We start from the raw sequence: 15,853 nt of genomic DNA, 5'->3' as shown, positions 1-15,853 counted from the left end.
AGGCCCGCGACCGGCTCGCCGCCGCCGAGACCGCCCGCGACCGGCTCCGCGACGCCCACGCGGGCGCCGGGCTCGCCGCCCGCCTGACGGCCGGCGACCCCTGCCCCGTCTGCCTGCGCCCCGTCACCGACCCGCCCAGCCACGGCGCCCTGTCCGACCTCGGTACGGCCGAGCGCGCCGTGTCCATCGCCCGCGGCGACGCCGACCAGGCGCGGGCCGAGCACGGCAAGGCCGAGACGTCCGCCGCGATGCTCGCCGACCAGGCCGCCCGCCTCGACGCCGACCTCGCCCACCACCGCGCCGCCTGCGCCGCCGCCCTCCACCCCCTCCGCCCCTACGGCCTCCCCACCCCCACCAACCCCGACGGAACCACCGCGTCCGGTGGGGCTTCCGCGTCCGCCGGGGCCTCCGCCCCCGGCGGGGCCTCTGCGTCTGGCGGGGTGGGCGCTCCGGAGGGGGACCGCTCCGTAGACGGGGTCGCCCCTTCGGGTGGTGCCGTCCTGGGCGCCGCCCCTTCCGGTGGGGCGGTCTCTTCCGGGGGTGGCCGGTCCGTACGGGGTGCCGTCCCTGTGGAGGGTTCACGGGGGCCGCGTGGCGACGTGGTCCGGGGGTTCATCGAGGCGCGGCTGGCCGACATGGGGAAGGCGGAGAAGGTGGCCGCGGAGGCGCGGGCGGCGGCGCGGGGCTGCCGGACCCGGCTGGAGCAGGCACGGACGCGCGCGGTGCGGGCGGCGCGGCAGGGCGAGGACGCCTGGCGCGCCCTGGAGGCCGCCCGGGACCGGCTGCTCACGCTGGGCGGGCACGCGGAGGCGCCGCCACCGGTGGACCGGGCCGATCTGCATCACGCCTGGAGCGATCTGATCGAGTGGCGCAACCAGGCGGGCATCGCCACCCGGGTGGTCGTCGACGAGACGGAGCGGGCCCTGGCCGAGCTGGCGGCCAGGCGTGACGCCGAACGGGCCGCGCTCCTCGACCGCCTCACCGCCCACGGCGTCCCCGTACCGGGAGGTGGGGCCGGGGGACCGGACCAGCTCGCCGCCGCGGTGGCGGCGGCCGTGACCAGGTCGGAGGCGGCGCTGGAGCGCATCCGCGAGGATCGCGCGAAGGTGGCCGAGCTGACCGCGGAGGTGACCGAGCACGACCAGGCGGCCCAGGTGGCGCACGAGCTGGACCTGCGGCTGCGCGCCAACGCGTTCGAGCGCTGGCTGTGCGCCGAGGCGCTGGCGCTGCTGGTCGCCACCGCGTCCGACACGTTGCGGGAGCTGTCCGACGGGCAGTACGAGCTCGTTCTGGGCAGCCGCAGCGAGATCGAGGTGATCGACCACGCGGAGGCGGGGATGCGGCGCAGCGCCCGCACGCTGTCGGGCGGTGAGACGTTCCAGGCGGCGCTGGCGCTGGCCCTGGCGCTGTCGGGCACGGTCGCCCGGGGGCTGGAGTCGATCTTCCTGGACGAGGGATTCGGCACCCTGGACCCTGCCACGCTCGACACGGTGGCCACCACGCTCGAACGGCTCGCCTCGGGCCAGGAGCGCATGGTGGGCGTCGTCACGCACGTCCCGGCGCTGGCGGAGCGCGTCCCTGTGCGGTTCGAGGTCAGCCGCGACACCGAGGGCTCGCACGTGCGCCGGGTGGGCCCATGACCGGGTTCACCGTCGACCCGTGGGATCCGGGCTATGCGGCGGCGCTGGCCGTGGAGGCCCTGTCGGAGCTGGGCACGACGAGCGCCGAGCTGATCCTGGACGTCGAGCACCCGGCGGCCGACTGGAAGCCCGTCCGGCCGGGCCCCGGCGTGGACGCGCCCGACACGCTGCTGGTGGCCGACGGGGTGCGGCGGATCGACGCGCGCGTGTGGGTGTCGGACGCCGACGCGCCGATGCCGCTGCCGGGCATCGCGGCCTCGTTCGCGGCGGGCATCGTCCGCTGCGGGCCGGGTGGCGCGGATCTGGCGGCGATCGAGGTCGGCCGTTCGCTGATCAGCGCGTCGCCGTACGCGCCGGAGGTCAAGACGGCGCACGCCGTCTACCGGCCCGGGCGGGCGGCCGACTCCAGCATGGAGGAGCTGTCGCTGGCGCTCCAGCGCCAGGTGACCCAGCTGGAGGTGGACCTGGCCGTCAGGCACCGGGCCGGCACGAGTGACCTGCTGCTGGTCGACGGGCCGCTGCGCGGGCGCACCCACCTGCCCAACACGGTCGGCTACATCAAGACCCATCACACCGCCTACCTGCCGCCGCCGCAGTCGGCGGTCGTGTCGGCGCTCGCGCCGGGGGAGCGCACGCCGGTGTTCCTCATGGGGACGAGCTGGCGGCGGCACGCCTGGTACGTCCGGCTTCCGGTGCGGTCCTCGACCCCGTGGGCGGGGATCGCGCGGTGCGAGGCGAGTGCCGAGCTGGAGCCCGCCCAGGTGACGCGGCTGGCCGACGAGCTCACGCTGGCGCTGCCGCCGCTGGCGGGCGTCGACTACAAGGACCCGCGCGCCCCGCAGAACCTCGTCCCGATCGGCGGCCTGGAGAAGCTGCTGCGCCACCATCTGGGCGATCCGCGCCTGCTCTACCGGGCGTTGCGCACGGCCTCACAGGAGTAGACCCGGCCTAGGGCGTGCGTCCGGGCCATCGGCGGTCGACGTAGCGGGCCAGGCCCAGGGCGACGGTCTCGACCGGCTGGTCGGCGCGGCGGACCGGGATGGCCAGGGCGGTGCGCAGCCGCCGGGCGAGGCCGCGCAGCAGGGAGCCGCCGCCCGCGAGCGTGGCGCCGCGCTCGCCGAGGTCGGCGGCCAGTTCGGGCGGGCAGTGCTCCACGGCTTGGGCGGCGGCCCGGACGATCGCGTCGACCGGCTGCCTGGTCGCCTCGTAGAGGTCGTGCACCGGGACCGCGACCACGCGCTCGCACCCGGTCTCCGGGTCGTGGCCGTGGACGAGGACCTGGCGGTGCAGCGGCTTCCAGGCGGTTCCGGCGTCGCGTTTGACCGCCTCGGCCTCGCTCTCGCTGATGAGGATGCCGTGCCGGTGCTCGACGAGGCGGGCGATGGCGCGGTTCATGTCGTCGCCGCCGACGCCGGTGGACGCGGCCGTCACCACGTCGCCGCCCGCCAGGACGGCGATCCTGGTGAGGCCGGGGCCGATGTCGACGACCATCGCGCCGGCGGGCTCGTCCAGCGCCACTCCGGCCCCGAGGGCCACGGCCAGCGCGTGCGGCACGAGGACCACGCCGCGCGCGTCGGCCTCGTACGCCAGGTCGCCGAGCGTCCGCGCGACGATCGGCGAGCAGCCGTCGGGCAGGGCCATGACCAGGCGCGGCCTGGTGAACTTGTGCACCCTGTGCACGAAGTGGCGGATGAGGAGCCGGGCCAGCTCGGGGTCTCCCGGCATGCCGCCGCGCACCGGCCAGCAGGTGTCGCCGCAGCAGACGGCCTGGGCGCCGAACCTGACGGCCCGGCCCGTCTCGGGACTTCGCGCGACGGCCGTGGGCTCGTTGAGCACGATGCCCCGGCCTCGTGCGTGGATCTGGGTGCTGACACTGCCGAGATCGATCGCGAGATCCCGGCCGAGCGGGCTCACCATGACCGGAATCTGCCCGCCATCGGGTCAAGGCAACACCAAGGAGCTAGTGCGGCAGCGACTGGCCCATCAGCGCCTGGAGCGTGACGCCGCCCAGCAGGGCGCCGTCGTCGACGACGGCGACGAGCGGGCTGTGCGTGCGGGCCATGAGCGCGGCCAGCTCCAGCAGGGTGGCGTCGCCGTCGGCGATGGGCAGCTCGCGCGGCTGCTCGGGCAGGGTCTCGCGGACCGTGCGCTCGCCGAGGCCGCGCATGAACGCGTCGGCGTGCTCCTCGTCGACGACCCTGGCCAGGGCGGGGTCGTCGAGGCAGTAGCGGGGGACGGCCAGGCGCAGCACCTGGGTGCCGGGCAGGATCGTGCGCGGACGGCCGTCGTCGTCGAGCACGATGAGCCCCGGCAGCCCGTGCTCGGCCAGCAGCCGGGCGGCGTCGGCCGCGCGGGTGTCGAGCGTCACGGTCGGGAAGTCGCTGACGAGATCGCGTGCGCGCACAGGCTCACCCTAACCGCTGGGCGGCCCTCCCGGTTTCGCGCCGTGTGGGCGATCGTGCGAAGCTGTGTACGTCCCTCAACACCAGGAGGTCCTCCATGGCGGAAACACCGGAGCCGGAAGTCAGCGAGACTCCCGAGGACGAGATGAAGCGCAAGTTCCGCGAGGCGCTGGAGCGCAAGCGCAACCAGGCCGCGGGCACGAGCGCGGGTGGCAGGGGCGCCGACGCCGCGAAGATTCACGGGGCACACGGGCCGGCTGCCAGCAAGCGATCTTTCAGGCGCAAGAGCGGCGGCTGAGATCCTGGCGTTTCAGGGGGGTACGGCAATGCCGTGCCCCCCTTTTTCTTGACCCTCCTAGGTAGATCTTCGCCTGATTCATGGTGTTACCTTTGCGTTTGTCCGGTTTGGCATATACATTGGGTGGCGTTACCAGGTGGTGACCTAGCCCTTCACCAGGAAGAGGCGGCCACCTGGCGCCGAATCCCTCACGGGAACCGGGGACCCAACTTCTGGGGTGAATCCGGCCCTCGCGGCCGGTAGGGCATCTCCACGCCCGAACCCGTCAGCTAACCCGGTAGGCGAGATGGAGAGGACACCCTACCTGTGATGTACCGCTGCGTCGTACCCCCAGCCCGCGCCCACTGAGCGGCACCACTTCCCCGAACTTCTCGCGCTCCGCGTAGCGACCGTTTGGCGTTCTGCCCGGCTACGCCCTTCTGAGTGAGCGCTTTTCCCCATTGCCTAACAGAGGACTTTACTTTTTCATGTCTGCTCGTATCGGCATGCGTTCCTTCGCCCTGCTCACCGCCACCGCCGCCGGCGCCCTCGCCTTCGGGGCCGGCGCCGCCCACGCCGACGTCGACGAGAGCCAGAAGGTGCTGCTGAAGGGCGCGACCACCGCGTCCTACTTCTGGGACGACTCCTCCGGCCGCGCCGGTGACACGGGTCTGCCCGCCAGTGGCAAGCCCATGCAGAAGGGCCTGGCCGCCAGCCCGAGCTGGCCGCTGATGACCGAGGGCTACGTCGTCTACAAGGGCAAGAAGATGCCCTTCTTCGTGGGTGACCGCGGTCCCGGCAACCCGTCCAACAACGGCATCATGCTCGACCTGGACGCCAAGACGTTCGCCGAGCTGACCGGCGGCAAGTTCAACTCCAGCACGCTGATGGTCGACGGCAACGGCGGCAAGGGCCACATCGAGGTCCAGTACGTCATCACCAAGTGGGGCGACGGCGTGGGCAAGAAGAACCACCCCGTGGCCTTCTCGACCGGCGCCTGGTCGCGCGTGGACCGCAACCCGGCGCAGCCGCCGACCATCCTGGCGGAGAAGAAGACCGAGGAGAACAAGCCCCGCGTCGAGGCTCCCGGCAGCGGCGGCGTCGCCCCGGCCGCGTACACCGCGAGCGAGCGCCCCGCGGGCGGCGGCTCCAAGCCCGCCGCCGCGGCGGCCGGCGAGGAGACCGGTGGCGTCGGCGGCGCCGTGCTGGCCGGCGGTCTCGCCCTGGCCGGTGGCGGCGTGATCCTCGGCCGCGACCGTCTCCGCAAGCTGATGGGCCGCTGACCCTGACGGGCAGCTGACCCAGCCAGGAGCTCAGGCGCCCGAGCCGTCCCCCGGCCGGGCGCCTGAGCCTTCCGCATGGGAGGCCGGGCGTGCTTTACGCGGGACGAATTAGAAGGTAATTCTAGTATCCGTGACCACCCACGCCTCGGCGAACGGCATCGACCTCGCCTACGAGAGCTTCGGCTCACCTGACGGGCGCCCGCTCCTGCTCATCATGGGGCTGGGCGCCCAGCTCATCCACTGGGACGACGACCTCTGCACGGCCCTGGCCGACCAGGGGCATCACGTCGTCCGGTTCGACAACCGCGACGCCGGTCTGTCCACGCACTTCCACGAGGCGGGCGTGCCCGACTTCCGGGGCGCCGCCCCGTACCTGCTGGACGACATGGCCGACGACGCCGCCGGGCTCATGGACGCGCTCGGCTGGCCCGCGGCGCACGTCATGGGCGCGTCGATGGGCGGCATGATCGCCCAGACGCTGGCCGTCCGCCATCCGGAACGGGTGCTCACCCTCACCTCGATCATGTCGACCACCGGCCCCGCGGTCGCCCCGCCGACCGAGGCCGCGGGCGCGGTGCTGTTCGGCGCGCCGCCGGCCGACCGGGAGGCGGTCCTGGCGCAGGCGCTCAAGACCTGGTCGGTGATCGGCTCGCCGGGCTACGAGATGGACCGCGAGCGCGTCCTGCGGCTGGCCAGCCTGGCCTTCGACCGCTGCTTCGACCCGCCGGGCACGGCCCGCCAGCTCGCCGCGATCATGGCCTCCGGCGACCGCACCGAGGGCCTGGCGGCCGTCAAGGTGCCGACGCTGGTCGTGCACGGCGAGGACGACCAGCTCGTCCCGGTCGAGGGCGGGCGCGCCACGGCGGCGGCCATCGAGGGGGCCGAGCTGCTGACGTTCCCCGGCATGGGGCACGACCTTCCCCGCCCGCTCTGGCCCGAGATCGTCGCCGCCGTGACGCGGCTCACCTCCCGCGTGTGACGGTGGCTCGTGCCCGCCGCGCCCCGGGCACGAGCCACCGGGTCTCAGACCTCCAGCTTCTCCTCGATGGCCCGGAGCTGGTGCCTGGCCAGGGCCAGATTGGACCGGCTCCGGTCGAGGGCCAGGTAGAGGAACAGGCCCTTGCCGCCGCGCCCGGTCAGCGGCCGGATGATGTGATACTGGCCGCTGAGCGAGATGAGGATGTCCTCGATCGCGTCCTTGAGCCCGAGCGAGTCCATCGTGCGCAGCTTGGCCTTGACGACCTCGGTGTTGCCGGCCGCCGCCACCTGGAGGTCCAGGTCCTTGGAGCCGCCGAGCGTGCCCAGCGCCATGCCGCTGCCGTGGTCGACGATCGCCGCGCCGATCGAGCCGTCGATCGTCATCATCTCCTTGAGCGAGATGTCCATGCCGGCCATGTCGTCCTCCGTTCGTTGTGATCGTCCCGGCGTGAGCGATCCTCACGCCAGTTCTTCCAGCGCCTTCCTCAGCCGCAGCAGCAGGGCCACGTCCACCTGCTGCCTGGGCTCCGCGGGCTCTGCGGCGTCCTGCGGGCCCGGTTTCGGCAGCCGCTTGGCGCGTCTGGGCAGGGCGGCCCGCTCGTCGGGGAGCAGCAGCCCGGCCGCGGCCAGCCGCCGCACCGCGAGCATGACCGCGTAGCCCGTCCGGCCCAGCCGCCTGGCCAGGTCGAGCGGCGTGGCCTCCTGATCGGCGGCGACCACGACCTCCCACTGCACGTCGGTGAGCGTCACGCCCTGCCCGCGCAGCCGGGGTGAGACCCGTACCGGTGCGGTGTCGACGGCGGCGTCGGGCCAGACGCTCGCCAGGTGGGCGCGGCGGCGCGCGCACTCGCGCACCAGCCCCGCCACGTCGAAGTACCAGCGCCCGCCCAGCCAGTGCCGCTCGCCCGGCCGGAACTTCGGCCGCGGCCCCGCCGCGGGCAGCAGGAAGAACGCCGCGTCCAGCACCGCGCCGAGCACGCAGTACTGCAGCTCGCCGAGCGTGACCGGTCCCTCCCGCAGCAGCCGCTCGCACCCGCCGTCGGCCTGCGTGCGCCGCAGCGCGGCCTCCGACACGCGCCCCCGGGAGGCGAGCAGCCGCTCGGCGCCCGGCGTGCGGGCGCATTCCATGTACGTGATCCGCCCGGCGTCGAGGTAGATCGTGCCGGCCCGGCCGACCCGCAGCGCGCCCGTGGAGCGTTCGCGGGCCGGCCCGGCCAGGTGCGTGTCCAGGGGCGGCATGCCGTCACGCCAGCAGTTCGGCGGAGATGGCGCGCAGCCGGTGCCGCGCCAGGGCGATGTTCGCGCGTTCCAGGTCCAGCCGGACGTAGATCACCAGCGGCCCGTCGAAGAGCGTGTCCAGCGGACGCAGCAGGTGGTGGCCCTTGTCCGTGGTGATGAGCACGTCCTCGACGCGCACGGTGTCGCCCGGGCAGGCGCGCGCCAGCCCGTCGACGGTGGCGCGCAGCGTCTCCGTCAGCGCGGCGGCGGACTTCTCCGCGTCCGCGCCGGGCGGGAAGGCGCTGGCGGCCACCGCCATGCCGCTCGTGTGGTCCACGAGCATCGCGTCCAGCGCTCCCGGTATCGCCATGACCTCGGTCAGGCAGCCGTCCAGTCCCAGCACGCGATCAGCTTAGGGAGAGCGGACTGACAGCAATTTCCACAAGATAAGGATCTATATGGCCCGGAGTAAGAAAAACCCAACCGCGACGGATTTATCGTGCCATTGTGGAATTTAATTCATATTCGGAGTCTCGTCCGGCAGTAAAGCCTTCTCGTCAGGCTTGAACACCAGCACGTTGTCCACGTACGACTTGACCGCCGCCGCCAGCCCGACGTCGCCCCCCTCGGCCTCCGACAGGTACCAGCGGTGGTCCAGGATCTCGTGGAAGAGCTGGGCGGTCTCCAGCTTGCCGCGCAGCTCGGCGGGGATGGCCGCGAGCGTGGGCTGGAACACCTCGGCCAGCCACCGGTGCGCCACGATGGCCTCGTCCTCGTGCCGCAGCCCCTTGGCCACGCGGAACCCGTCGAGGTCGTTGAGCAGCCGCCGCGCCTGGTTCTCCTCGGCGTCCAGGCCGGTCAGCCGGAGCAGCCGCCGCTGGTGGTGACCGGCGTCGACGACCTTGGGACGGACGATGAGCCGCCCGGTGCCGACCTTGCGCCGGACCATCATCTCGGCCACGTCGAAGCCGAGCAGGTTGAGCCGCCGGATGCGCTGCTCGACGCGGTGCCAGTCGACCTCCTCGATGATCTCGTCCTGGGTGATCTCCGCCCACAGCCGGTGATAGCGGTTGACCACGTCCTCGGCGGTCTCCATCGGGTCGATCGACGGGTGCAGCAGCCCGCCGGCCTCCAGGTCGAGCATCTCGCCGAAGATGTTCGTGTGCGCCGCGTCGATGTCGCCGAGCCGCTGGCCCTCGCTGATCATCGGGTGCATCTCGCCGGTCTCCGCGTCGACCAGGTAGGCGGCGAACGCGCCCGCGTCCCGGCGGAACAGCGTGTTGGACAGCGAGCAGTCGCCCCAGAAGAACCCGTTCAGGTGCAGCCGCACCAGCAGCACCGCGAGCGCGTCCAGCAGCCGGGTGAGCGTGTCGGGCCGCAGCGTGCCGGACATGACGGCCCGGTAGGGGAGCGAGAACTGCAGGTGCCGGGTGATCAGCGCCGCGTCCAGCCCCTCGTCGCGGCCGGTGACGTACGCGACGGGCTCGACGGCGGGGGCGTCGAGCCGGGCCAGGTCCCACAGGAGCTGGTACTCGCGCTTGGCGTAGCGCTCGCTGATCTCCTTGATCGCGTACACCTTGCCGGAGAGCCGGGCGAAGCGCACCACGTGCCGCGAGATGCCGCGCGGGAGGTCGACGAGATGGTGCTGGGGCCACTGTTCGAGGGGAAGCTCCCAGGGGAGCCTGATCAGGTCGGGATCGCCTAGCGCGCCGGTGATCTGAAGGGGCATTTGTTCAGGATATTGTGCGTTGGTGGACGACTTTCTCAATTGGTACTTTTCCGGACGTCCGGTCGTCGCCAGCACCCTCGGGGCCGACGGCTACGACCACACGCTCGGCGACTTCACCGCCGAGGCTTTCACCGCCCGCGAACGCGAGCAGGTGCTCTGGCTGCAGCGCCTGCGCACCCGCGAGGCGGCCACCCTGGACGACGCGATCGACCGCGACCTGGTCCTGTCCCACCTGAGAGGGTCCATCGCCCTGGCCAACTGGGCCGAGTGGCGCCGCGACCCCGCCGCCTACCTGGCGCCGGTCTTCTCCTCCTTCTTCACGCCCTTCCAGCAGCGGCTCAAGCCCGAGCCCGAGCTGGTGGCCGCGGCGATCTCCCGGCTGGCCGAGGTGCCCGGCGTGCTCGCCGCCTGCCGCGCCAACCTCGACCCCGTCCTGGCCGCGCCCCTGCTCGTCGAGCGCGGGCTCAAGCAGGCGCGCACCGGCCGCGCGTTCCTCACCAAGACCGTCCCCGGCATGGTCGCCGACCCCGACCTGCGCGCCAAGCTGGCCGACGCCGCCGCCCCGGCCGCCGACGCCTTCGACGACCTCGTCGCCTTCCTCGATGGCTTCTCCTGCGGCGGCACCTGGCGCATGGGCGAGCACCTCTACAGCACGCTGCTGCGCGAGCGCGAACTGCTCGGCTACGGCGCCGCCGAGCTGCACGAGAAGGGCAAGGCCGCCTGGGACTCCCTCGACGAGCGGATGCGCGAGGTGTCGGTGCGCGTCAACGGCTCCCAGGACTGGCGGGCCGCCATGGAGACGCTGATGGACGACCACCCGGCGACCCTGGAGGAGATGCGCGCCGAGTACGAGGCCGAGACGCTGCGCGCCCGCGACTTCGTCCGCGACCGCGACCTCGTCACCTTCCCCGAGGGCGAGGAGTGCCTGGTCCTGCCGTCGGCCGTCTACAGCCGGCCCGTCCTGTCGGTGGCCCACTACCTGGCCCCGCCGCCCCTCACCAGCTCACGCACCGGCGTCTTCTTCGTCCCGTACACGCCCGACGGGTTCACCCCCGAGCAGGTACGGCAGCGCCTGCGGACCAACAGCCGGGCCCAGATGCCCTCGATCGCCGTGCACGAGGCGTACCCGGGGCACCACTGGCACCTGTCGCACATGGCGGCCAACCCGCGCGCGGTGCGCAAGGTGTTCAGGACGCCGTACTTCAGCGAGGGGTGGGCGCTCTACGTCGAGAAGCTGCTGCACGAGCAGGGCTACTTCGACACGTCCGCGACCGAGCTGGCCCACCTCGACTGCCGGATCTTCCGCGCCGCCCGCATCGTCGTCGACACCGCGCTGCACTGCGACGACATGACGATCGAGCAGGCCGAGACGTTCATGGCCACCAAGGCGTCGCTGTCGCCCGGCACCGCCCAGGGCGAGGTCAACCGCTACTGCGCCTGGCCCACGCAGGCTCCGTCCTACCTGACCGGGGCGATCGAGATCGACCGCATCCGGGAGTCGTACCAGGGGTCGCTGAAGTCCTTCCACGACCGGATCGCGGGCTCCGGCGGGCTGCCGCTGGGGCTGGCGGAGATCGCGGCTAACGGCGCGGGAACCGCGGCGGGTTGAGCGCGCGCTCGACCACGGCGGCGAGCTGGTCCTCGGTGAGGACGGCGGGCCTGCCCACGCCGAGGCCGCGCACGTAGACCTCGCACAGCCACTCCAGCAGGCGGGCCGCCTCGAACGCCTCCTCCAGGGTCGCGCCGATGGTCACGCCGCCGTGGTTGGCCATCAGCGCGGCCCGCTTGCCCGCCAGCGCCTCGCGCACGCCGGCGGCCAGCTCGGGCGTGCCGTAGGTGGCGTACGGGGCGACCTTGACCGTGCCGCCGAGCGTCAGGGCGTTGTAGTGCACCGGCGGCAGCTCGGTCATCGTCGTGGCCACCACGGTGCCGAACATCGAGTGGGTGTGGACGACGGCCCGCGCGTCGGTCGTCTCGTAGATCGCCAGGTGCATGGGCGTCTCGGAGGACGGCTGCAGCTCGCCCTCCAGCAGGAATCCCTCGACGTCGACGACCGGGCACATGTCGGGGGTGAGCCGGTCGAGCGCCGCCCCGGACGGCGTCACCGCGACCCGGTCGCCGTCGCGCACACTCAGGTTGCCCGACGTGCCGATGACCAGGCCGAGCTCGACGGCCCTGCGGCCGTAGGCGCACAGCTCCTCGCGCAGGTTCATGCCCGGCAACCTAGTCGGTCGTCCGACTTACGGCTAGAGCTGGTCGACGAACTGCAGGAGCAGCCGCTCCAGGTCCACCCGGCGCAGCCGCTCGGGGTAGAGCAGCAGGTGCAGGCTGAGCCCGTCGACCAGGGCGAGCAGCTGCTCGGTCACGTCGTCGAGGTTGGCCTCGGTGGTCAGCTCGCCCGCGAGCCTGGCCTGGGCGAGCAAGGCGCGCACGGCGGTGCGCAGCTCGGCGGCCTCGGCCCGCTGCACGTCGGCCAGGAGCTCGGAGGCCAGGCTGCGGCTCCAGAAGCTCACCTCCAGGCGCGTCTCCTGGGTGCGCTCGGCGTCCAGCGGCAGGTTGTCGAGCAGCAGCTCGCGCAGCGCGGCCAGCCCGGACACGCCCTCGACCTTGCGCGCCAGGCGCTCGCGGATGCGCTGGTGCGACTGGCGCAGCGCCGAGAGCAGGATCTCGTCCTTGTCGGTGAAGTAGTGCGCCAGGACGCCGTTGGAATAGCCGGCCTCCTTGGCGATCGCGCGGGTGGTGGCGGCGTCGATGCCGTCCCTGACGATCACCCGGCGGGCCGCCGACAGCACCTCGCGGCGGCGCTGCTCATGGTCGACGATCTTCGGCATGGGCCCCTCCTTCGTCCCGTCCCCAGCATATTGACTTTTTATTCGGACGTCTGTCTATTTAGTCCATGACCGTCGTCACGGTCGGCGTGCACATCGTCGACATCCTCGCCAGGCCCGTCGAGCGCATCCCCGACGGGCAGGACACCGTCCTGGTCGACCAGATCAGGCTGACCGCCGCGGGCGCCGCCGCCGGGACCGCCGTCGACCTGGTCAAGCTGGGCCACGAGGTCGTCTCGATGGGCGCCGTCGGCGACGACGAGCTCGGCGACTTCCTGATCGCGACCATGACCAGGCGCGGCGTGGACGTCACCCGGCTGGCGCGCCGGCCCGGCGAGCAGACGGCCGCCTCCATCCTGCCGATCAGGCCCGACGGCGGCCGGCCCAGCTTCCACGTGCCCGGCGCCAACCTCGGTCTCACGCCCGCCGACCTCGACACTGAGGCGCTGCGCGCCGCCCGCGCGATCCATCTCGGCGGCGTGGACGTGACGTTCGGCCTGGGCGACCCGGCGTTCTTCGCGCTGCTCGACGAGGTGCGCGCCGGCGGCACGATCGTCACGATGGACCCGCTGTCGGAGATGGCCGACCTGCTCGGCCCGGCGCGGGCCTTCCTGCCGCACGTCGACTACGTGCTGCCCAACGACGCCCAGGCGCTGCTCATGACCGGCGAGCGCGACGTGCGGGCCGCCGCCGCCGCGCTGCTGGCCGACGGGCCGCGCGGCGTCCTGGTGACGCTGGGGGCGGGCGGCAGCCTCGTCGTCACCGCCGAGGCCGACGAGCTCGTCCCGGCGCTCGACACGCCCGTGGCCGACACCACGGGCTGCGGCGACGCGTACTGCGCGGGCTTCATCACCGGCCTGCTGCACGGGCGGGACGTGCGCACGGCGGCCCGCTGGGGCACCGCGGCGGCGGGCCGCGTCGCCACCGGGCTCGGCTCCGACGCCGGCCTCAAGGACCTCGACTCGACCCTGGCCCTCCTCACCTGAAGGAAGCTCCATGACTGACGCCGAACTCCGGCAGCGGGCGCTGAAGGTCGTCCCCGGAGGCATGTACGGGCACCTCAACGCGGCCATCTTCGCCCCGGGCTACCCGCAGTTCTTCGAGCACGGCGAGGGCTGCCGGCAGTGGGACGCGGACGGGCGCGAGTACATCGACTTCATGTGCAGCTGGGGCCCCGTCGTGCTGGGCCACCGGCACCCGCGCGTGGAGGAGGCCGCGGCGAGGCAGCTCGCCCGCGGCGACTGCCTCAACGGGCCGGGGCCGATCATGGTGGAGCTGGCGGAGCTGCTGGTCGACACCGTGCCGAGCGCCGACTGGGCGATGTTCTCCAAGAACGGCACCGACGCCACCACCCAGGCGCTCATGGTCGCCAGGGCCGCCACCGGGCGCGCCAAGGTGCTCATGGCGCACGGCGCCTACCACGGCGCCGACCCGTGGTGCACGCCCTCCACCGCGGGCACGACCCCGAACGAGCGGGCCGACCTCGTCGAGTTCGCCTACAACTCGCTGGAGTCGCTGGAGGCCGCCGCGGCCACCGTCGAGGGCGACGTGGCGGCGATCATCGTGACGCCGTTCAAGCACGACTCGTTCGAGGACCAGGAGCTGGTGGAGCCCGCGTTCGCGCGCGGCGCGCGGGCGCTGGCCGACCGGCTCGGGGCCGCGCTGGTGATCGACGACGTGCGGGCCGGGTTCCGGATCGACCTGCGCGGGTCATGGGAGCCGTACGGGGTCAGGCCCGACCTGACGGCCTGGTCGAAGGCGATGGCCAACGGCTACCCGATCGCCGCCGTGACCGGGACCGACGCGCTGCGCGGCGCGGCGCAGTCGCTGTACTCGACGGGGTCGTTCTGGTTCTCGGCGGTGGCCATGGCGGCGGCCAAGGCCACGATCGAGACGCTGCGCGACACCTCCGGCATCGCCCACATGGAACGGACCGGGACCCTGCTGCGCGAGGGCCTGTACGCGCAGGCCACGGCGCACGGGTTCACCGTGAGGCAGACCGGGCCGGTGACGATCCCGTGGCTGAGCTTCGACGGCGACGCCGACCTGTCCACGGCCCTGTACTGGAGCGACGCCTGCCTGCGCCACGGGGTCTACGTGCACCCGTGGCACAACTGGTTCATGTCGGCCGCCCACACCGACGAGGACGTGGCCCGCGCCCTGGAGGGCACCGACCTGGCCTTCGCCGAGACCCGCGCGCACCTAGAGGCGACCGCGCGACTCTGAGGCGGCCCACTCGAACACGCCCCTGGCCATCAGCGACGCCTCCCGCGCGGCCCTGGCGGCGAAGACCTCGGCGCGCACCCGGTGCACGCCCGTGTCGTCCGGAGCGGCCTGCGCGGCCATCTCGGCCAGATGGCCCGCCAGGCGGTCGTCGCCGTCCGAGAGGGCCTTTAGAGCCGCGTCCGCGAGCACCTGGGGGCCGCCGGACAGCTCCGCCACCGCCTTGGCCAGGACGGCGTCCGGGGCGGGCTTGAGCCGGGCCGGGTTGCCGTCGTACCAGCCGCCGTAGAGCCGCCACAGGTTGCGCACCACGAACTCGGGCTCGTCGTAGCGGGCCCGCAGGTACGGCCGGTCGGCCAGGTGGGCGGGCGGCCGTACGGCCTGGACGATGTCGTCGAGCCGGACGCCCGCGTTGAGCAGGTCGAGCGTCTGGGCGACCAGCGACTCCAGCCACTCGGCGGTCTCCAGCAGCGCCTGCCGGACGCGGCCGCGGCCGAAGACCGGCGCGCCGTGGCCGGGCAGCATGATCTCGGCGTCCAGGGCGGCCATCCGGCGCAGCGCGTGCGCCCACTCGCGCGGGTAGCGCTGCGCCTTCTGCGGGTTGCCGCAGTTGGGCGTCACCCAGACGAACAGGTCGCCGGGCAGCAGCAGCCGGTGTTCGGGCACGTAGGCGACGGTGGCGTCGTCGGTCTCGCCCTTGGCGTGGAACAGCTCGAAGGTGAGCCCGCCGAGCCGCACGGTGAGGGCGTCACGGTAGGTGACGTCGGGATGGCGGTAGGCGGTGGGCCAGCGCAGGTTGGTTGCCTGGAACTGCCGCTGATTGATGACCGCATTGTAACCATTAGTGAGCAAATATCGTTGGAATCGGTCCAGCACCGCCTCGTGGGCGTACACCGTCGCCCTGGGGCCCGACTCCTCGAAAGGCCCGGTTCCGAAGACGTGGTCGATGTGCCCGTGGGAGTAGAACACCGCGGACAGCGGCGCCCGGCTCCACGCCCGGACGTCCTCGTGCAGCCTGCCCGCCGAGAACGGGCTGCCGGTGTCGAACAGCGCCAGCGAGCCCTCGGTCTCGAAGGCGGTCACGTTGCCGAAGCCGGACCACCACCCCAGGCCATCGCCTATATTGACGACACCCCGGCCACCCTGTCCCATGTCCACGATGCTGTCGTCGGCGTCGCCGCGCCAGACCCTGTCCGCGTACTCCTCGATCATGCGGACCACTCTGCTTCTAGAATCCGGTTCTAGGCAAGGGATCACGGCAAGGTCACGTCTCGA

Annotated in this window: 17 protein-coding genes and 1 riboswitch; of the genes, 8 read left to right on the top strand and 9 right to left on the bottom strand. The window is 72.9% G+C overall.

Annotated elements, in window-relative coordinates; genetic code table 11:
* Nucleotides 1–1,640 (top strand): SbcC/MukB-like Walker B domain-containing protein (locus KME80_RS52265; protein WP_281427398.1); only part of this gene is annotated, 1,640 nt, incomplete at its 5' end.
* A complete protein-coding gene (locus KME80_RS38680; RefSeq protein WP_219513750.1) occupies nucleotides 1,637–2,581 on the top strand; it encodes a hypothetical protein in 945 nt (314 codons plus the stop codon). The genes KME80_RS52265 and KME80_RS38680, both read left to right, overlap by 4 nt.
* A gap of 7 nt (nucleotides 2,582–2,588) precedes the next feature.
* On the opposite strand, the gene KME80_RS38675 is transcribed toward KME80_RS38680, so the two are convergent.
* Both KME80_RS38675 and KME80_RS38670 read right to left on the bottom strand, forming a co-directional pair.
* The gene (locus tag KME80_RS38675) at nucleotides 2,589–3,557 is read right to left on the bottom strand and encodes a rod shape-determining protein (RefSeq protein ID WP_219513748.1); all 969 of its coding nucleotides are present in this window, start codon (nucleotides 3,555–3,557) and stop codon (nucleotides 2,589–2,591) included.
* A 43-nt stretch (nucleotides 3,558–3,600) separates the two neighbouring features.
* Entirely contained in the window at nucleotides 3,601–4,044 is a 444-nt protein-coding gene (locus tag KME80_RS38670) for a CBS domain-containing protein (RefSeq protein ID WP_219513741.1), read from the bottom strand.
* A 95-nt stretch (nucleotides 4,045–4,139) separates the two neighbouring features.
* Here KME80_RS38670 and KME80_RS38665 point away from each other — a divergent pair, with 95 nt between their 5' ends.
* The 3 genes from KME80_RS38665 (at nucleotide 4,140) to KME80_RS38655 (ending at nucleotide 6,581) form a co-directional block, all read left to right on the top strand.
* The gene (locus KME80_RS38665) at nucleotides 4,140–4,340 is read left to right on the top strand and encodes a DUF5302 domain-containing protein (protein ID WP_219513739.1); all 201 of its coding nucleotides are present in this window, start codon (nucleotides 4,140–4,142) and stop codon (nucleotides 4,338–4,340) included.
* Between the two features lie 167 nt (nucleotides 4,341–4,507).
* Nucleotides 4,508–4,639: riboswitch (cyclic di-AMP (ydaO/yuaA leader) on the top strand.
* 168 nt (nucleotides 4,640–4,807) lie between these two features.
* The gene (locus KME80_RS51080) at nucleotides 4,808–5,602 is read left to right on the top strand and encodes a hypothetical protein (RefSeq protein ID WP_246646451.1); all 795 of its coding nucleotides are present in this window, start codon (nucleotides 4,808–4,810) and stop codon (nucleotides 5,600–5,602) included.
* 130 nt (nucleotides 5,603–5,732) lie between these two features.
* Nucleotides 5,733–6,581, top strand: a complete 849-nt coding sequence (locus KME80_RS38655; RefSeq protein WP_219513731.1) for an alpha/beta fold hydrolase — start codon at nucleotides 5,733–5,735, stop codon at nucleotides 6,579–6,581.
* 44 nt (nucleotides 6,582–6,625) lie between these two features.
* On the opposite strand, the gene KME80_RS38650 is transcribed toward KME80_RS38655, so the two are convergent.
* The 4 genes from KME80_RS38650 to KME80_RS38635 form a co-directional block, all read right to left on the bottom strand.
* Complete coding sequence (locus tag KME80_RS38650) at nucleotides 6,626–6,997, bottom strand: hypothetical protein (protein ID WP_219513729.1); 372 nt, start codon at nucleotides 6,995–6,997, stop codon at nucleotides 6,626–6,628.
* A gap of 42 nt (nucleotides 6,998–7,039) precedes the next feature.
* Nucleotides 7,040–7,819, bottom strand: a complete 780-nt coding sequence (locus KME80_RS38645) for a MarR family transcriptional regulator (protein ID WP_219513727.1) — start codon at nucleotides 7,817–7,819, stop codon at nucleotides 7,040–7,042.
* 4 nt (nucleotides 7,820–7,823) lie between these two features.
* Complete coding sequence (locus tag KME80_RS38640) at nucleotides 7,824–8,201, bottom strand: roadblock/LC7 domain-containing protein (RefSeq protein WP_219513725.1); 378 nt, start codon at nucleotides 8,199–8,201, stop codon at nucleotides 7,824–7,826.
* Nucleotides 8,202–8,312: 111 nt separating this feature from the next.
* Entirely contained in the window at nucleotides 8,313–9,527 is a 1,215-nt protein-coding gene (locus tag KME80_RS38635; RefSeq protein WP_219513719.1) for a DUF4032 domain-containing protein, read from the bottom strand.
* Nucleotides 9,528–9,549: 22 nt separating this feature from the next.
* Between KME80_RS38635 and KME80_RS38630 the strand changes: the two genes are divergently transcribed.
* Nucleotides 9,550–11,136 carry a DUF885 domain-containing protein gene (locus KME80_RS38630; protein ID WP_219513717.1) on the top strand — a complete coding sequence of 529 codons (1,587 nt, stop codon included), beginning with the start codon at nucleotides 9,550–9,552 and terminating at the stop codon, nucleotides 11,134–11,136.
* Here KME80_RS38630 and KME80_RS38625 read toward each other — a convergent pair.
* Entirely contained in the window at nucleotides 11,108–11,740 is a 633-nt protein-coding gene (locus KME80_RS38625; RefSeq protein WP_219513715.1) for a class II aldolase/adducin family protein, read from the bottom strand. The genes KME80_RS38630 and KME80_RS38625 overlap by 29 nt on opposite strands.
* Nucleotides 11,741–11,773: 33 nt before the next feature.
* Nucleotides 11,774–12,358 carry a TetR/AcrR family transcriptional regulator gene (locus tag KME80_RS38620; RefSeq protein WP_219513712.1) on the bottom strand — a complete coding sequence of 195 codons (585 nt, stop codon included), beginning with the start codon at nucleotides 12,356–12,358 and terminating at the stop codon, nucleotides 11,774–11,776.
* Between the two features lie 65 nt (nucleotides 12,359–12,423).
* Here KME80_RS38620 and KME80_RS38615 point away from each other — a divergent pair, with 65 nt between their 5' ends.
* Together KME80_RS38615 and KME80_RS38610 are read left to right on the top strand one after the other, a co-directional pair.
* Complete coding sequence (locus KME80_RS38615; RefSeq protein ID WP_219513710.1) at nucleotides 12,424–13,341, top strand: carbohydrate kinase family protein; 918 nt, start codon at nucleotides 12,424–12,426, stop codon at nucleotides 13,339–13,341.
* Between the two features lie 10 nt (nucleotides 13,342–13,351).
* On the top strand, nucleotides 13,352–14,581 hold the full coding sequence (locus tag KME80_RS38610; RefSeq protein WP_219513708.1) for an aminotransferase class III-fold pyridoxal phosphate-dependent enzyme: 1,230 nt from the start codon (nucleotides 13,352–13,354) through the stop codon (nucleotides 14,579–14,581).
* Here the strand turns inward: KME80_RS38610 and KME80_RS38605 are convergent.
* A complete protein-coding gene (locus KME80_RS38605; protein ID WP_219513699.1) occupies nucleotides 14,558–15,790 on the bottom strand; it encodes an alkyl sulfatase dimerization domain-containing protein in 1,233 nt (410 codons plus the stop codon). The genes KME80_RS38610 and KME80_RS38605 overlap by 24 nt on opposite strands.
* Nucleotides 15,791–15,853 lie beyond the last annotated feature (63 nt).

Source organism: Nonomuraea ceibae (assembly GCF_019396325.1).
Classification (GTDB): Bacteria; Actinomycetota; Actinomycetes; order Streptosporangiales; family Streptosporangiaceae; genus Nonomuraea; species Nonomuraea ceibae.
The sequence above is the reverse complement of the archived record's forward strand: the minus strand, read 5'-3'. Positions and strand labels throughout refer to the sequence as shown.

Coding starts and splice junctions, on each gene's coding strand:
- KME80_RS38680 (WP_219513750.1), top strand. CDS start 1,637: ATGACCGGGTTCACCGTCGACCCGTGGGATCCGGGCTATGCGGCGGCG.
- KME80_RS38675 (WP_219513748.1), bottom strand. CDS start 3,557: ATGGTGAGCCCGCTCGGCCGGGATCTCGCGATCGATCTCGGCAGTGTC.
- KME80_RS38665 (WP_219513739.1), top strand. CDS start 4,140: ATGGCGGAAACACCGGAGCCGGAAGTCAGCGAGACTCCCGAGGACGAG.
- KME80_RS51080 (WP_246646451.1), top strand. CDS start 4,808: ATGTCTGCTCGTATCGGCATGCGTTCCTTCGCCCTGCTCACCGCCACC.
- KME80_RS38650 (WP_219513729.1), bottom strand. CDS start 6,997: ATGGCCGGCATGGACATCTCGCTCAAGGAGATGATGACGATCGACGGC.
- KME80_RS38645 (WP_219513727.1), bottom strand. CDS start 7,819: ATGCCGCCCCTGGACACGCACCTGGCCGGGCCGGCCCGCGAACGCTCC.
- KME80_RS38635 (WP_219513719.1), bottom strand. CDS start 9,527: ATGCCCCTTCAGATCACCGGCGCGCTAGGCGATCCCGACCTGATCAGG.
- KME80_RS38625 (WP_219513715.1), bottom strand. CDS start 11,740: ATGAACCTGCGCGAGGAGCTGTGCGCCTACGGCCGCAGGGCCGTCGAG.
- KME80_RS38620 (WP_219513712.1), bottom strand. CDS start 12,358: ATGCCGAAGATCGTCGACCATGAGCAGCGCCGCCGCGAGGTGCTGTCG.
- KME80_RS38615 (WP_219513710.1), top strand. CDS start 12,424: ATGACCGTCGTCACGGTCGGCGTGCACATCGTCGACATCCTCGCCAGG.
- KME80_RS38610 (WP_219513708.1), top strand. CDS start 13,352: ATGACTGACGCCGAACTCCGGCAGCGGGCGCTGAAGGTCGTCCCCGGA.
- KME80_RS38605 (WP_219513699.1), bottom strand. CDS start 15,790: ATGATCGAGGAGTACGCGGACAGGGTCTGGCGCGGCGACGCCGACGAC.